The sequence below is a fragment of the Thermomonas sp. LB-4 genome (assembly GCF_036409385.1).
Lineage (GTDB): Bacteria > Pseudomonadota > Gammaproteobacteria > Xanthomonadales > Xanthomonadaceae > Thermomonas.
Genome location: NZ_JAXOFT010000037.1, coordinates 1 through 15,201, shown reverse-complemented (window position 1 = coordinate 15,201; position 15,201 = coordinate 1). Strand labels below are relative to the sequence as shown.

General features: G+C 67.3%; 14 protein-coding genes and 2 pseudogenes. 11 read left to right on the top strand and 5 right to left on the bottom strand.

From position 1 onward, the window contains the following. The first annotated feature begins 281 nt into the window (after positions 1-281). From SPK54_RS13090 to SPK54_RS13070, 5 genes are all read left to right on the top strand, one after another. Entirely contained in the window at positions 282-1,775 is a 1,494-nt protein-coding gene (locus SPK54_RS13090) for a transposase (RefSeq protein ID WP_330948324.1), read from the top strand. Between the two features lie 166 nt (positions 1,776-1,941). Then, positions 1,942-2,619 (top strand): MFS transporter, encoded by a 678-nt coding sequence (locus tag SPK54_RS13085; RefSeq protein WP_330948325.1) that lies wholly within the window; start codon positions 1,942-1,944, stop codon positions 2,617-2,619. Positions 2,620-2,752: 133 nt separating this feature from the next. Beyond that, positions 2,753-3,775, top strand: coding sequence for a cation diffusion facilitator family transporter (locus tag SPK54_RS13080; RefSeq protein ID WP_003821153.1), 1,023 nt, complete (start codon positions 2,753-2,755; stop codon positions 3,773-3,775). A gap of 43 nt (positions 3,776-3,818) precedes the next feature. Then, positions 3,819-4,196, top strand: coding sequence for a metalloregulator ArsR/SmtB family transcription factor (locus SPK54_RS13075; RefSeq protein WP_003821152.1), 378 nt, complete (start codon positions 3,819-3,821; stop codon positions 4,194-4,196). A gap of 283 nt (positions 4,197-4,479) precedes the next feature. Further along, on the top strand, positions 4,480-6,693 hold the full coding sequence (locus SPK54_RS13070; protein WP_330948322.1) for a patatin-like phospholipase family protein: 2,214 nt from the start codon (positions 4,480-4,482) through the stop codon (positions 6,691-6,693). Positions 6,694-6,786: 93 nt separating this feature from the next. On the opposite strand, the gene SPK54_RS13065 is transcribed toward SPK54_RS13070, so the two are convergent. Continuing rightward, positions 6,787-7,182 carry a phasin family protein gene (locus SPK54_RS13065; RefSeq protein WP_330948321.1) on the bottom strand — a complete coding sequence of 132 codons (396 nt, stop codon included), beginning with the start codon at positions 7,180-7,182 and terminating at the stop codon, positions 6,787-6,789. Between the two features lie 200 nt (positions 7,183-7,382). After that, positions 7,383-7,484 (bottom strand): annotated as a pseudogene (locus SPK54_RS13060) (RNA pyrophosphohydrolase); the annotation flags it as partial. A gap of 95 nt (positions 7,485-7,579) precedes the next feature. On the opposite strand from SPK54_RS13060, the gene SPK54_RS13055 reads away from it, so the two are divergent. The 3 genes from SPK54_RS13055 (at position 7,580) to SPK54_RS13045 (ending at position 10,585) form a co-directional block, all read left to right on the top strand. Then, positions 7,580-9,073 carry a transposase gene (locus SPK54_RS13055; RefSeq protein ID WP_330948324.1) on the top strand — a complete coding sequence of 498 codons (1,494 nt, stop codon included), beginning with the start codon at positions 7,580-7,582 and terminating at the stop codon, positions 9,071-9,073. A 166-nt stretch (positions 9,074-9,239) separates the two neighbouring features. After that, positions 9,240-9,803: a DUF2950 family protein gene (locus SPK54_RS13050; RefSeq protein ID WP_330948323.1), complete on the top strand. Its 564-nt coding sequence runs from the start codon at positions 9,240-9,242 to the stop codon at positions 9,801-9,803. Positions 9,804-10,012: 209 nt separating this feature from the next. Further along, a complete protein-coding gene (locus SPK54_RS13045) occupies positions 10,013-10,585 on the top strand; it encodes a hypothetical protein (protein ID WP_330948320.1) in 573 nt (190 codons plus the stop codon). 45 nt (positions 10,586-10,630) lie between these two features. On the opposite strand, the gene SPK54_RS13040 is transcribed toward SPK54_RS13045, so the two are convergent. Genes SPK54_RS13040 through ompR form a run of 3 tightly spaced genes read right to left on the bottom strand, consistent with a single transcriptional unit; the run spans position 10,631 to position 12,919 of the window. After that, positions 10,631-10,915: a hypothetical protein gene (locus SPK54_RS13040; RefSeq protein ID WP_330948319.1), complete on the bottom strand. Its 285-nt coding sequence runs from the start codon at positions 10,913-10,915 to the stop codon at positions 10,631-10,633. A gap of 22 nt (positions 10,916-10,937) precedes the next feature. Then, the gene (locus SPK54_RS13035) at positions 10,938-12,203 is read right to left on the bottom strand and encodes an ATP-binding protein (RefSeq protein ID WP_330948318.1); all 1,266 of its coding nucleotides are present in this window, start codon (positions 12,201-12,203) and stop codon (positions 10,938-10,940) included. Continuing rightward, positions 12,200-12,919 carry a two-component system response regulator OmpR gene (ompR, locus tag SPK54_RS13030; RefSeq protein WP_185894719.1) on the bottom strand — a complete coding sequence of 240 codons (720 nt, stop codon included), beginning with the start codon at positions 12,917-12,919 and terminating at the stop codon, positions 12,200-12,202. The genes SPK54_RS13035 and ompR overlap by 4 nt, the downstream gene beginning before the upstream one ends. Before the next feature lie 193 nt (positions 12,920-13,112). Between ompR and SPK54_RS13025 the strand changes: the two genes are divergently transcribed. The 3 genes and pseudogenes from SPK54_RS13025 to groL form a co-directional block, all read left to right on the top strand. Next, the gene (locus tag SPK54_RS13025; RefSeq protein WP_330948317.1) at positions 13,113-13,637 is read left to right on the top strand and encodes a hypothetical protein; all 525 of its coding nucleotides are present in this window, start codon (positions 13,113-13,115) and stop codon (positions 13,635-13,637) included. Positions 13,638-13,753: 116 nt separating this feature from the next. Then, positions 13,754-14,005, top strand: a pseudogene (locus tag SPK54_RS13020) (hypothetical protein); the annotation flags it as partial. Between the two features lie 121 nt (positions 14,006-14,126). Then, positions 14,127-15,201: chaperonin GroEL (gene groL, locus SPK54_RS13015; protein ID WP_330948316.1), on the top strand; the 1,075-nt coding region annotated here is incomplete at its 3' end.

The following is a 15,201-nucleotide window of genomic DNA, read 5'->3' as shown; positions in this document are numbered from 1 at the left end:
GAGCCGGCAATGCCGGGCGGCGGCGGCATGGGCGGCATGGGCGGCATGGATTTCTAAGCCCCGCGATCCATCAAGCAAGACCACAAAGCCCGGCCTCGTGCCGGGCTTTGTGCGTTCTGGCGTCCGAGGCGGGAGACTTCCTACCCGCCCCGCGGCAATGTCTGACGCGAAGATCAGAAAACGCCGATATGAACGCGTGCTCGCGGGCGCAACCCTGAGCAGCCGTCCCTGCAACGGAGCGCTGCGTGCCGCGCCTGACCGCACCCCGGCGGCAGGCCGAGGTGTGCGCGCCACTGCCGGCCGCCCACGCCGCTGCGCGTTACGCGCGCCACCTGCCCGAGCGCACGCTGCTGTACGCGCTAGTGCAGGCGCACTACCCGGACTTCATCGCGCGTCTTGAGGCCGAAGACCGCCCGCTGCCCGAGTATGTGCGCGAGGAGTTCGAGACCTACCTGCGCTGCGGCGTGCTCGAGCACGGCTTCCTGCGCGTGGTCTGCGAGCACTGTCGTGCCGAGAGGCTGGTGGCGTATTCCTGCAAGAAGCGCGGGCTGTGCCCGAGCTGCGGCGCACGGCGCATGGCCGAGTCGGCGCGGCATCTGGTGGACGAGGTGTTCGGCCCGCGGCCGGTGCGGCAATGGGTGCTGAGTTTCCCGTACCCGTTGCGCTTCCTGTTCGCCAGCAAGCCTGAGGCGATCGGCCCGGTGCTGGGCATCGTGCATCGTGTGATCGCCGGTTGGCTTGCCGATCAGGCCGGCGTGCCGCGGGATACGGCGCAATGCGGCGTGGTGACCCTGATCCAGCGCTTCGGCAGCGCGCTGAATCTCAACATCCACTTCCACATGCTGTGGCTCGACGGCGTGTACGAGGACACCACCGAGCGTCCGCAGCGCAAGCCGCGCCTGCACCGCACCCGTGCGCCCACATCGGCGCAACTGACGGAACTGGCCAACACCATCGCGCATCGCGTGTGCCGGCACCTGTCGCGCCGCGGCTGGCTCGAAGGCGAAGACGAATCCGTGTTCCTGTCCGACAGCGCGGGTAGCGACGACGGCATGGATGGGCTGCGGATGAGTTCGATGACCTACCGCATCGCCACCGGTCGCGACGCTGGCCGCAAGGTCGTCACGCTGCAAACATTGCCCGGTGACGCAGGCTCGCTGGAGGGCGATGCCGGCAAGGTCGGCGGCTTCTCGCTGCATGCCGGCGTGGCCGCGGAAGCACACGAAAGCCACAAGCTCGAAAAGCTGTGCCGCTACATCACGCGCCCGGCGATCAGCGAGCAGCGGCTGTCGATCTCACCGCAGGGTAGGGTGCGGTATCAGCTCAAGACGCCGTGGCGCAATGGCACCACGCATGTCGAATGGGATGCGGTGGACTTCATCGCCAAGCTGGCGGCACTGGTCCCGCCGCCACGCGCGCATCTCACCCGCTTCCACGGCGTATTCGCCCCGAACGCGAATCTGCGCGCGCAGCTGACGCCATCGGGGCGCGGCAAGCGGCCTGCGGGCGATGCGGCGCCAGTGGACGCAAGCGCCCACGACGAGCCGCGCAGCCCCGAGCAGAAGCGCCGTGCGATGAGCTGGGCGCAACGGCTCAAGCGGGTCTTTTCCATCGACGTCGCCACCTGCGCCCACTGCGGCGGCGCGGTGCGGATCGTCGCCAGCATCGAAGACCCCAAGGCCATTCGCGCCATCCTCGCCCACTTCGAGAAACACGGCGCGCTGGAGCAAGCGCACTACCGGCCCGCAGCGCGCGCCCCGCCGCCCGCCGCGTGATGAGGCGCCGGCCACACAGCCGGCAGCCAAGCCAGAGTCCGATCCGATGCGGCCACGACCCCGCAGGGCTGCGCTCGGCCCTGTGCCGGGATTCGGTGAGAAATGGCTACGCACTGAGCCGCTGCGTGGCCCCGCGATGTCGAAAACCCACGCATGAACCCCCGATCTGTGCCCGATCTGTGCCCAAAGCGGCGCTTGCGCGGCCGCTTCCTACCTGCCAGACTCGCAAAAAAGGGCGGTTGAACTTCCTATACCCGCGCGCTTTGGCCTAGGCGAGGTCGAAGTGGCGTCGGCACTGGCGGCATTCGGAGGCGGTTCGATGGTGGCAGCCTTCGTTCTGCCATCCTTACTGGAAAAGGTGGCCGACCGAACCGCGATGCTCACCGGCGCTACCGTACTGGTCGTGGGCACGGGGATCGGCGCACTGCTGCCGAGCTATGCATTGTTGCTGCCGCTGTGGTTGATCATCGGCTTTGGCTACAGCGTGGCGCAAACGCCATCCGGCCGTCTTCTGCGCCGCTCGGCCCATGCCGAGGACCGTCCTGCGATCTTCGCGGCACACTTCGCGCTGTCGCACGCCTGTTGGCTCATCTGCTACCCACTTGCCGGCCGCTTCGGCGCGGTCATGGGCTTGCCATCGACCTTCATTGTCATGTCCCTGGTCGGCTTGGCCGGCGTGGCGCTGACGCTCTGGCTGTGGCCGGCCAGCGACCCTTCTGACGTGGCGCATGACCACCCCAGCTTGCCGCCGGATCACCCTCATTTACGCACACACGCAGACCAAGGCAGGCACCATCACCAGCTGATTCTGGATGACCTGCACCGTATCTGGCCGAAAGGATAGGCACATTTTCTCGTTGCGGCATCACAACGCATGGCTTCGGAGGCTGAGAAGGGTGAGCGAAAATATATCACATGAACACATATTCATGTGTTATATTTCGCCATAGTCAAACACTCAACCAGCAGAGGCGCCCATGTCCCAATCCAATGCACATGACCATGGTCACGACCATGATCACGACCACACCCCCACAGTGACGAGCGCCAACGAGCGCAAGGTTCTGGTTTCCTTCTTCCTGATCTTCGGCTTCATGCTCGTGGAAGCTGTCGGCGGCGTGCTGTCGGGCTCGCTAGCCCTACTTGCCGATGCTGGCCACATGCTGACCGACGCCGTGGCACTTGCCCTGGCTTACGCTGCCTTCCGATTCGGTCGCCGCGCAGCCGACAGCAAACGCACATTCGGTTACCTGCGCTTCGAGGTCATCGCCGGCTTCCTGAACGCCGTGACCCTGTTCGCGATCGTCGCATGGATCGCCTACGAGGCGTGGGAGCGGCTGCAGGCGCCGCCCGTCATCCTCGCCGGCCCGATGATGATCGTCGCCGTGCTCGGCTTACTGATCAACGTCCTCGTGCTGTGGATCATGACCCGCGGCGAAACCGATCACGTCAATGTGAAAGGTGCCATCCTCCACGTGATGGGTGACCTGCTCGGCTCTGTCGGCGCCATCGTTGCAGCGATCGTCATCTACTTCACCGGCTGGACTCCGATCGACCCCATCCTGTCGGTTCTAGTAGCGGCGTTGATTCTGCGCAGCGCCTGGAAGCTCCTGGCCAAGTCGATCCATATCCTGTTGGAGGGTGCGCCAGAGGACGCTTCGCCGGAAAAGGTGGAACAAGGCCTGATGAGCACTGTGCCCGGCCTGGCGGCTGTCAGCCATGTTCACGTGTGGCAACTCACTTCCGGTCGCACGATGGCCACGCTACACGTTCGACCCAACGTGGACGAGGAGGCGCGAGCTGTGGTCAAGCGCGTCGAGGCGGTGCTGCGAGAGCAGTTCAGCATCGAACACGCCACAGTCGGAATCGACTGGAACTCGGAGGCTGACGAGAACATCTGCAGCCTGCAACCCACGACAGGCCGTCAGGACCACAGCGGCCACGACCACAGTGAGCACAATCATGACCATGACCACTCCGCTCCCGGTCACAAGCATTGAGGCCGTGCTAGACGGTTCGCAGTTCACTTGAGGGTTTGAATCCATGACATCCCGCAAAACCACCAGCGCCGCTATTGTGCAATGTTCGACCTCTAACCACGGCACGACCACTGATGTCCTCGCACTATCGCAAAGTGACGTCGCTGTTCTGGCAGAGACCTTCCGCCTGCTGGGCGACCAATCGCGATTGAAAATCCTGTTGCAGTGCATGCGCGGATCGGTCGCAGTGGGCGACATTGCTGGCTCGCTAGACCTGTCGCAGTCCTTGGTCAGCCATCACCTGCGCCTGTTGCGCGGCGCGCGCCTCGTGCGCGGCGAGCGCCAAGCCAAGCACATCTTCTACGGCATTGCCGACCAGCACGTCAGCCAGGTACTCCAGGACATGGCGGTTCACATTTCGGAGGACAGACACGACGATTGACTGAACATGTGAGTGCGCGCCGGCCTACGCCTTCAAGGGGTAGGCTTTTTTGGCCTCGGATCTTGGCGATATTGAACTGTTCAGTGCAATATTGTGCCCGTGAATGCGATCAGGACGCAATCGTGACTGACGACAGGGTGGCGCTTGCATGTGTACGAATGACGCGCGACGGCCGTTCTTTTCGACAGCGATCCGATTAAAGTACGGACACACGCGGGGCAGGAGCGGCACGATGGGGACACAGCGGCGTCGCACATGGCGAGACGCGGGCAATCGGTGGGCGATGATCATTGCGCTGGGCGGCATGCTCGCGATTCCGTGCGCCGCCAGCGCGGCTCCGCCGGCACAGCCGGATCCGGACTGCGTGGGCGTGGTGCTGGGCGGCGGTGGTGCGCGCGGCATCGCCCACATCGGCGTGCTGAAAGTGCTGGAGCGCGAGCGCATCCCGGTCTGCGCTGTCAGCGGCACCAGCATGGGCGCGATCGTGGGCGGCCTGTACGCAACCGGCTACGACGCCGCGGAACTGGAGAAGATCGTCGGTTCGATCGACTGGGCCGGCATGTTCGTCGACGACCCGCCGCGCCCGGACTTGCCGATGGAGCGCAAGGACGAGGATTTCCGCCACCTGCTCAATCTCGAGATCGGCTACAAGGATGGACGGCTGGGCTTCCCGGTCGGCCTGGTGCGCGGGCAGAAGCTCATGCTGCTGCTGCGCCGGCTCACCCTCTCGACGTGGCGCGCAGAGGATTTCGATGCGCTGCCGATCCCGTTCCGCGCGGTGTCCGCGGACATCGTGACCGGCAGGAAAGTGGTGTTCGCCGATGGCGACCTGGCCCTGGCGATCCGCGCCAGCATGTCGGTGCCGGGCGCGTTCGCGCCGGTCAAGGTCGGCGACCAACTGCTGGTCGATGGCGGCATGGCCGAGAACGTGCCGATCGACGAGATGCGCGCGATGGGCGTGCCGCGGTTGGTGGTGGTCGATGTCGGCTCGAAGCTGCTGGGCGCGGAGGGCCTGACCAATCCCGCGGTCATCCTCGACCAGATGATCACCGCGCTGATGACCGAGAAGACCGAGCGCAGCCTGGCCACGCTCGATGTCGGCGACGTGCTGATCCGCCCCGAGCTGGGCGACATCACCTCCGGCCAGTTCAATCGCACCGCTGAAGCGGTCGCGGTCGGCGAGCGCGCCGCCGAGGCGATGCTGCCGCAACTCCGGCGCTATGCGGTGTCGGCAGAACGCTATGCGGCGTTGCGCGCAGGCCAGCATCGGCGCGATTTCGACCCGGGCCTGGTCGCGTTCCTCGACGTGGAGCCCAGGCATACGCCGTCGGCGACGCGCCACGTGGCCTGGCAGGCCGAGGACATGGTGGGCAGGCCGTTCGACGTGGAGCGGGTGGAGCGCTCGGTGGGGCGCGCCTACGGCGACGGCCGCTTCGACACCATCGACTACCGGCTGGCCTCGCGCGATGGTAAGGCCGGGCTGGAGCTGGTGCCGCGGCAGAAGCCGTGGACCGCGTTCGGCAAGTTCGGCCTGCAGCTGGACGACAACTTCAACGGCTCCAGCAGCTACATGATCTCTGCGGAGCTCACCTTCCACGACGTCAACCGGTTGGGCGGCAAGTGGCGCAACCTGATCCAGCTGGGCCGGGTCAGCGGCCTGCGCACCGAGTTCCGCCAGCCGTTCGGTGACGGTGGTGCGTTCTTCCTGCGCCCGGCGCTGGAGCTGCGCAGCGAATCGCTGCCGCTGATGAGCGAATCGCTGGAGCAGTTGGCGGAGTACCGCGTGGTGCGTCGTGGCGCCAGCCTGGAGGCGGGGTTCTCGCCGGTGCCGTCCTGGCGGGTCGCGGCGTCGCTGGTGGCCGGCAAGGACAAGGGCCAGCGGGTGATCGGTGATCCGACTGCCTTCCCCACCCAAGAGGAGACCTACGCCGGTGTGCGCGTGGGCGCCACCTTCGACACCCTGGACAGCGTGAGCTTCCCGACCACCGGCCTGCGCGCGGACATCGAGTACGTGTCGTTGCAGCCGTGGGGCGATGCCAATGTCGAAGGCGACGTGGCCCGCATCAGTGTCGATTGGGCGCATTCGTGGGAGCGCTACCACCTGCTGCTGGGCGGACGCGTGGCCAGCGCGCTGGACCCGGGTGTCAACTACCAGTCGCAGACCTTCCTCGGCGGCTTCCTCAACATGTCGGGCTTTGCCGAACGTGCGCTGGTGGATCGCCAGGCCGCGCTGGCGCGGGCGGTGTTCTACCGCCGCACCGGCGACACCAGCCGGGTGTTCTCGATGCCGCTGTACATCGGCGCCAGTGCCGAGGCCGGACACGTCTGGACCGAGTGGAGCGACTTCGATCGCTCCGGTGCCATCCTGGGCGGCAGTGTGTTCGTCGGCTTCGATACGCCGCTGGGACCGCTGTTCCTGGGCTACGGGCGCAACAACACCGGCGCCGATTCCTGGTACCTGACCTTCGGTTCGCTGCTGCGCCAGTTGCAGGACTGAGGCAAAGAAAAACCCGGCAGCGATGGCCGCTGCCGGGTCTTGTCGTCGCGGGGGCTAGGGGAGGGGTCCCCCGCGCCGGAGCTGGTGGATCTCTTACTTGGCGGACTTCGAAGCGGCCTTGGTGGCCTTCTCGACTTCGGCCTTGGCCTGCGCGGTGGCCTTCTCGAACTGGCCCTTGGCCAGCGAGCCGATCGCCTCGTTGGTCTTCACGGTGGCCGCGAACACTTCCTGGGTGGCGCCCAGGCTGCGCTCGGCGTTGGCGCGTGCGACCTGCAGGCCCTTCGGCCACACGGCCTTCAGGCCGTCGGCGTCGCGCACGTCGATCAGTTCGCTGACGTAGGCAAAGGTGGCGTTGGCGCTCTCTTCAAACGCGGCGAAGTGCAGGCCAAAGGCCTTCTCGGCGTTCTCGAGGGCCAGACGGTTGGCGTTGGCGGCCGCGTCGGCGAACTGGCTATAGGCCTTGGTGAACTGCTCGTTGAACTGGTACATGTCGGTCTCCTGCGTGATTGCCGGCAGGGATGCCGGTTTGTGCAGTGCAGCATAGAATGGTCGATGTTGCATTGCAACATAATGCCGACAGGCGGTAGTTGCCCATTCATATTCAATGGCTTGCGCGAATCCAAGTGCCCCGGGTCGGCTTCGAGCCGGTGGCGTTACCGGCGTTGCGGTGACGGCCCGCGTCGGCGTGGCGGCGCAAACGCGGCTTCCGCAGGCTGCGGCACCGCGGTCAGACCCGCCACCGCGCGCGCAAACGGCGCCAGATGCTGCAGCGCCCGCGCGTAGACGCCGCGCTATGAACGCGTGCTCGCGGGCGCAACCCTGAGCAGCCGTCCCTGCAACGGAGCGCTGCGTGCCGCGCCTGACCGCACCCCGGCGGCAGGCCGAGGTGTGCGCGCCACTGCCGGCCGCCCACGCCGCTGCGCGTTACGCGCGCCACCTGCCCGAGCGCACGCTGCTGTACGCGCTAGTGCAGGCGCACTACCCGGACTTCATCGCGCGTCTTGAGGCCGAAGACCGCCCGCTGCCCGAGTATGTGCGCGAGGAGTTCGAGACCTACCTGCGCTGCGGCGTGCTCGAGCACGGCTTCCTGCGCGTGGTCTGCGAGCACTGTCGTGCCGAGAGGCTGGTGGCGTATTCCTGCAAGAAGCGCGGGCTGTGCCCGAGCTGCGGCGCACGGCGCATGGCCGAGTCGGCGCGGCATCTGGTGGACGAGGTGTTCGGCCCGCGGCCGGTGCGGCAATGGGTGCTGAGTTTCCCGTACCCGTTGCGCTTCCTGTTCGCCAGCAAGCCTGAGGCGATCGGCCCGGTGCTGGGCATCGTGCATCGTGTGATCGCCGGTTGGCTTGCCGATCAGGCCGGCGTGCCGCGGGATACGGCGCAATGCGGCGTGGTGACCCTGATCCAGCGCTTCGGCAGCGCGCTGAATCTCAACATCCACTTCCACATGCTGTGGCTCGACGGCGTGTACGAGGACACCACCGAGCGTCCGCAGCGCAAGCCGCGCCTGCACCGCACCCGTGCGCCCACATCGGCGCAACTGACGGAACTGGCCAACACCATCGCGCATCGCGTGTGCCGGCACCTGTCGCGCCGCGGCTGGCTCGAAGGCGAAGACGAATCCGTGTTCCTGTCCGACAGCGCGGGTAGCGACGACGGCATGGATGGGCTGCGGATGAGTTCGATGACCTACCGCATCGCCACCGGTCGCGACGCTGGCCGCAAGGTCGTCACGCTGCAAACATTGCCCGGTGACGCAGGCTCGCTGGAGGGCGATGCCGGCAAGGTCGGCGGCTTCTCGCTGCATGCCGGCGTGGCCGCGGAAGCACACGAAAGCCACAAGCTCGAAAAGCTGTGCCGCTACATCACGCGCCCGGCGATCAGCGAGCAGCGGCTGTCGATCTCACCGCAGGGTAGGGTGCGGTATCAGCTCAAGACGCCGTGGCGCAATGGCACCACGCATGTCGAATGGGATGCGGTGGACTTCATCGCCAAGCTGGCGGCACTGGTCCCGCCGCCACGCGCGCATCTCACCCGCTTCCACGGCGTATTCGCCCCGAACGCGAATCTGCGCGCGCAGCTGACGCCATCGGGGCGCGGCAAGCGGCCTGCGGGCGATGCGGCGCCAGTGGACGCAAGCGCCCACGACGAGCCGCGCAGCCCCGAGCAGAAGCGCCGTGCGATGAGCTGGGCGCAACGGCTCAAGCGGGTCTTTTCCATCGACGTCGCCACCTGCGCCCACTGCGGCGGCGCGGTGCGGATCGTCGCCAGCATCGAAGACCCCAAGGCCATTCGCGCCATCCTCGCCCACTTCGAGAAACACGGCGCGCTGGAGCAAGCGCACTACCGGCCCGCAGCGCGCGCCCCGCCGCCCGCCGCGTGATGAGGCGCCGGCCACACAGCCGGCAGCCAAGCCAGAGTCCGATCCGATGCGGCCACGACCCCGCAGGGCTGCGCTCGGCCCTGTGCCGGGATTCGGTGAGAAATGGCTACGCACTGAGCCGCTGCGTGGCCCCGCGATGTCGAAAACCCACGCATGAACCCCCGATCTGTGCCCGATCTGTGCCCAAAGCGGCGCTTGCGCGGCCGCTTCCTACCCGCCAGACTCGCCAAAAAGGGCGGTTGAACTTCCTATACCCGCGCAGCAGGAATATGCGTCCGAAGGCCGTGACGGCGATGAGGCAGGGGTTTATGCGGTGAAAATCATCAGCGACCCGGGCAGCCGCAACGGCCTGTACTGGCAAACATCCGAAGGCGAGCCGGCAAGTCCGATCGGACCGCTGGTGGCCGCCGCCGCGGCGGAAGGCTACGACGCCGCAACCGCCGAAGCTTACCATGGCTACCGCTACCGCATGCTGTACAAACAGGGCGGTAATGCCCCCGGCGGCCCCAGGGAGTACTTCAACAACGGCCGTTTGACCGATGGTTTCGCATTGCTGGCCTGGCCGGCGGAATACGGCGCCAGCGGCATGAAGACTTTCATGGTCAATCAAGACGGCGTGGTCTACGAAAAAGACCTCGGGCCGGAAACGGCAACCGCTGTAGCCGCCATCGACAGCTTCGATCCGGACGCAAGCTGGATGAAGGTCGAGGAAATTACGGTTGCCGAATGATATTTGACAGTTACGGACCGACTGCCGGCACAGTTGGTTAAATATCCGTAAATTCGGTTTTTTGACAATCCGGGAACTATGAATTGCCATTAAACTGGGCATGCACTGGCGTGCCCGGCTTTTCGTTTCGGCCTGCGCCAGTGACACCCATGCCATTGCCCGCCGTTTCCCTTCAACCGCGCTTCAAAGTTACGCTCCGGAGACCTGAAATGAAATTCAAGACGCTGAAGATCCTTGCCGCCACCGCGGTGCTTGCCGGTTCCATGCAGACCGTTTCTGCCAAAGTCAAAACCGTCGAAAAATTCACCACGGTGACCGAAAGCGCCACCATTGTCGCCATCGACCAGATCAACAAGCGCGTGACCCTGAAGGGCCCGGAAGGCAACACGCAGACGGTCACCATCGACCCGTCCAACGTCTATCTGGCCAACGTCAAGATCGGCCAGCAGGTGACCGCCACCTACGGGGTGGACATCAAGGCGGAATTGCGCAAGCCGACCAAGGCCGAGGAAGCCGAACCGTTCGTGATGGAAGTCTCCGGCGGCACCAACAACAACATCAACGATCCGGCCGCTTCCATCGGCGCCACCATCCATGTGGTCGCCACCATCGTCGCGGTCGACAAGGACGCCGGCACCGTGACGCTGGAAGGCCCGAACGGCCGCACGCTGACCGTCGATATCGAGAACCCGAAGATCGCCAAACATCTGAAAGTCGGCAAGACCGTGATCATCGACTACACCAACCGCCTGATCCTGAAACTCGACCCGCCCACATCCTGATGCGCGACCTGGCGGGCCCGCATCACGCGGGCCTGCCATCATCAGTCAACAAACCAAACTGGCCCAGCCGCCGCCGTGCACGAACAGGATCACCGGCGCGTGCTGCGGCTGCGCCGGCAGGTAGACGTCGTAGCGCTGGCGCGGATCGTCGCCGTAGGCGACATCGCGCAGCGCACGGGCGCCGGCGGGCAACGCCGGTGGGCTTGCAGCCGGCTGGCGCGAGGCGTCGCGCGCCTGCTGCAGGCGTTCGCGGAAGGTCTGCGCGGCCAGCGGCAGCGCAGCGGTCAGGACGCAGGCCAGCAGGCCCGTGCGGAACAGCATCGTCTTCATCGCATCACCTTGTTGGGGGAGATCAACCGGCCCGCAGCCACAGTTGCGCGCGCAGGCCCTGGGGCGTATTCGGCAGCAGGCGCAGTTCGCCGCCGTGCTGGCGGGCCACGCGGTCGACGATCGGCAGGCCCAGGCCGCTGCCGCCGCCTGCCTGGTCGTGGACGAACGGCTGGCGTGCGCGCTCGGCGGCTTCGGCGGACAGGCCCGGACCGCCATCGGCCACCTCGACCACCCACGCCGGACCTTCGGCCCACAGCCGCAACGACAGCGGCAACGTGCCATGCCGCTCGGCGTTGACCAGCAGGTTCTCGACCGCGCGCAGCAGCGCCATCGGCTTGCCCGGCAGCAGCGCGTGCTCCGGCAGTTCCACACGCCAGCCTTTCGAGGCCGCGGCGACCGCATGGCGGCAGATCGCGGCCAGGTCGACCGTTTCGCTGCCTTCGTCGCGGCCATCGCGGGCGAAGGCGATGAACTGGCCCAGGATCGCGTCCATTTCCATGATGTCGCGCTGCATGCTGCGGGTCAGGTCGGGATCGGTGTCGGGCACCATCTCCAGCGCGAACTGCAGGCGGGTGAGCGGCGTGCGCAGGTCGTGCGAGATGCCGGCGAGCAGCAGCGCACGCTCTTCCGTCGCCGCGCGCACGTCGCGGCTGGCTTCGCCCAGCGCCTGTGCCAGGCCGGCGACTTCGCGCGGCGCGCGCGCCGGGACGACCGGCGGGGCGTCGCCGCGCACGATGGCCGGTGCCGCCGCCGCGAGCTGGCGCAACGGCTGCACCAGCCGGCGCGCGAAGTACGCGGCGGCCAACCACACCAGCGCCACGCACCCGATCAGCATGAACACCGAGAAGCGGCGCATGCCGGTCCCCGGGCGGTCGTAGGCGAACGACACCCACAGCGGTTCGCGCGTGGCCGGTTTCAGCCAGATCACCCGCAGCCCGCGGCCTGCCTCCATCCGCAGTTCGCGCCCGGCGCCCAGCGTGCCGGCGGCCCGTTCGCGCAGTTCGCGCAGCAAGGGCGCGAAACGCGGACGGGCGTCGGCGGGCGGCGTGCTGCGCACTTCCAGCCCGGCATCCCGCAGCTGCGCGACCGTGCGTGCGTGCGGCTGGTGCTGATCGAGCGCTTCGACCACTTCGGCGAAGCCCTGCATCGCGCGCAGCAGCTGTTCGGCCGCCGGCCGCGTGGCGAGTTCGCGCCCGAGCAGGACCGCCAGCACGCCCGCGCCCACCAACACCAGGGCGATGACCAGCGCCAGCTGGCCGAACACGCTGCGCGGCAACGGCGCCCTCATGGCGCGGCCTCCGGCGGGACGAACACGTAACCCACGCCCCAGACCGTCTGGATCAGGCGCGGCTGGCGCGGATCGTCTTCCAGCAGGCGGCGCAGGCGCGCGATGGTGACGTCCATGCTGCGTTCGAAAGCCTCGTGCTCGCGGCCGCGCGCCAGGCTCATCAGACGGTCGCGGCTGAGCGGCTGGCGTGGATGCCGCAGCAGCACCGACAGCACCGCGAATTCGCCGCTGGTCAGCCGCAGCAGCGCGCCGTCGCGGGTGAGCTCGCGCCGACCCAGGTCCAGCGTGAAAGGCCCGAACACCACCTCACCGCCGTCGGGTTGCGGCGCACCGGGCGCGGGGCGCGTGCGCCGCAGCACCGAACGGATGCGCGCCAGCAGCTCGCGCGGATTCACCGGCTTGGGCACGTAGTCGTCGGCGCCGATTTCCAGCCCGACGATGCGGTCGATCTCGTCGCCCTTCGCCGTCAGCATCACGATGGGCGTGGCGTCGCCCTGGCCGCGCAGGCGGCGGCATATCTCCAAGCCGTTCTCGCCGGGCAGCATCAGGTCCAGCACGATCAGGTCGAAGTGGCCGCGATCCAGCGACTGCCGCATCTGCGCGGCATCGCCCACGCCGCGCACCTCGAAGCCCTGCGATTGCAGGTATCGCTGCAGCAGCTCGCGCAACCGCACGTCGTCGTCCACCAGCAGCACGCGGGGCAGGGTCTCGTCCATGCGGCCACTATCGCCCGCCGCCGCGACACCCGGCAAACCCCGTTTCCGGCCGGTTTGTAAGCAGATGTTTCCGGCGCGGGCGGCAGACACATCTGCTGTCAACCGCGACACACCTGCCGCCGTTGCCCGCCCTACCTTGGCCCTGCCGCCGCTTCCCCGTGCGGCCACCCCCCACCCCGATGAGGATTCCGCCATGAGCAAGACCCCGTTGCTGATCGCCACCGCTTTCGCCGTGTGCGCCACCACCCTGATCGCCGACCAGGCCGAAGCCCGCGAACGCAGCCGCGCCGTGCAGCGCACCGCCCAGGGCGGCAGCGTCGCCGTCGAGCGCAGCAATGCCCGCTTCGACAGCCAGCGCCAACGGGGCTGGCAGGCCGATGGCCAGGGCAATGCGAGCGCCGCGCGCAGCGGCAGCCTCAGCAGTGCCAACGGCGGCAATGCCGGTTACGACCGCAGCGCCTACCGCAACGCCGACGGCAGTGCCGGCCGCCGGGGCAGCGCGTACGCCAACGGACCGAACGGCGGGACAGCCAGCACCAGCGGTGGCATCAGCCGCGACGCGGACGGCAACGTGACCGGCGCACGCAGCACCACCGCCACCGGCGCGAACGGCAATAGCTACACCGGCAGTACAACCGTCTCGGACGGCACGCTGGTGCATACGCGCACCTGCACCAATGCCGCCGGTGACGCCATCGCCTGTCCGCGCGGCCACTGACCGACCGGCTGCACCCTTTCCCGCAGGCGCGGCGGCCTGGCACCTCCCCTGCCGCAAGGACGCATTCCCGACCCGCCGCGCCTGCACCTGTTCCTTCCCTCACCCGGAGATTCCCGATGTCCCGATCCATCCTGCTTCCCCTCGCCACCGCCCTGTCCGTATGCGCGCTGGTGGCGCCCGCCCATGCCCAGCAGCGCACCCTCACGGACGAACAGAAGGCCACCCTGCACGAGCGCCTGAAAGCCGCCGACACCAATGGCGATGGCCTGATCGACAAGGCCGAGGCCGACGCGAAACTGCCGCGCATCGCCAAGCGTTTCGACACCCTGGATGCCGACGGCGACGGCAAGCTCTCGCCCGATGAAATGCGTGCGGCCGGCCAGAAGATGGCCGCGCGTCGCACGCGCTGAGGCGGCAGGATGGACGACTCCCGCCTGTTCGCCGGCCTGCCCCTGCTGGTGCTGGTCGCCGTAAGACGCGCGCTCCAAGATGGTGCGCGGCGTCAACGTGCTCGCCAACGCCGTGAAGGCGACCCTCGGCCCGAAGGGCCGCAACGTCGTGCTGCAGAAGAGCTACGGCGCGCCGACCATCACCAAGGACGGCGTCTCCGTCGCCAAGGAAATCGAACTGGCTGACGCGTTCGAGAACATGGGCGCGCAGATGGTGAAGGAAGTCGCTTCCAAGACCTCCGACAACGCCGGCGACGGCACCACCACCGCCACCGTGCTGGCGCAGGCGTTCATCCGCGAGGGCATGAAGGCGGTCGCCGCCGGCATGAACCCGATGGACCTGAAGCGCGGCATCGACCAGGCGGTGAAGGCCGCGGTCGGCGAACTGAAGTCGCTGTCCAAGCCGTCGTCGACCAGCAAGGAAATCGCCCAGGTCGGCGCGATCTCCGCGAACTCGGATGCCAACATCGGCGACCTGATCGCGCAGGCGATGGACAAGGTCGGCAAGGAAGGCGTGATCACGGTCGAGGAAGGCAGCGGCCTGGACAACGAACTCGACGTGGTCGAGGGCATGCAGTTCGACCGCGGCTACCTGAGCCCGTACTTCGTCAACAACCAGCAGTCGATGTCGGCCGACCTGGATGATCCCTTCATCCTGCTGTACGACAAGAAGATCTCCAACGTGCGCGACCTGCTGCCCGTCCTCGAGGGCGTGGCCAAGGCCGGCAAGCCGCTGCTGATCGTGGCGGAGGAAGTCGAAGGCGAAGCGCTGGCGACCTTGGTGGTCAACACCATCCGCGGCATCGTCAAGGTCTGCGCGGTGAAGGCCCCGGGCTTCGGCGATCGTCGCAAGGCGATGCTGGAAGACATGGCGATCCTGACCGGCGGCGTGGTGATTTCCGAGGAAGTCGGCCTGTCGCTGGAGAAGGCCACCATCAAGGACCTCGGCCGCGCCAAGAAGATCCAGGTGTCGAAGGAAAACACCACCATCATCGATGGCGCCGGCGAAGGCGCGGGCATCGAGGCGCGCATCAAGCAGATCAAGGCGCAGATCGAGGAAACCTCCTCCGACTACGACCGCGAGAAGCTGCAGGAGCGCGTGGCCAAGCTGGCCG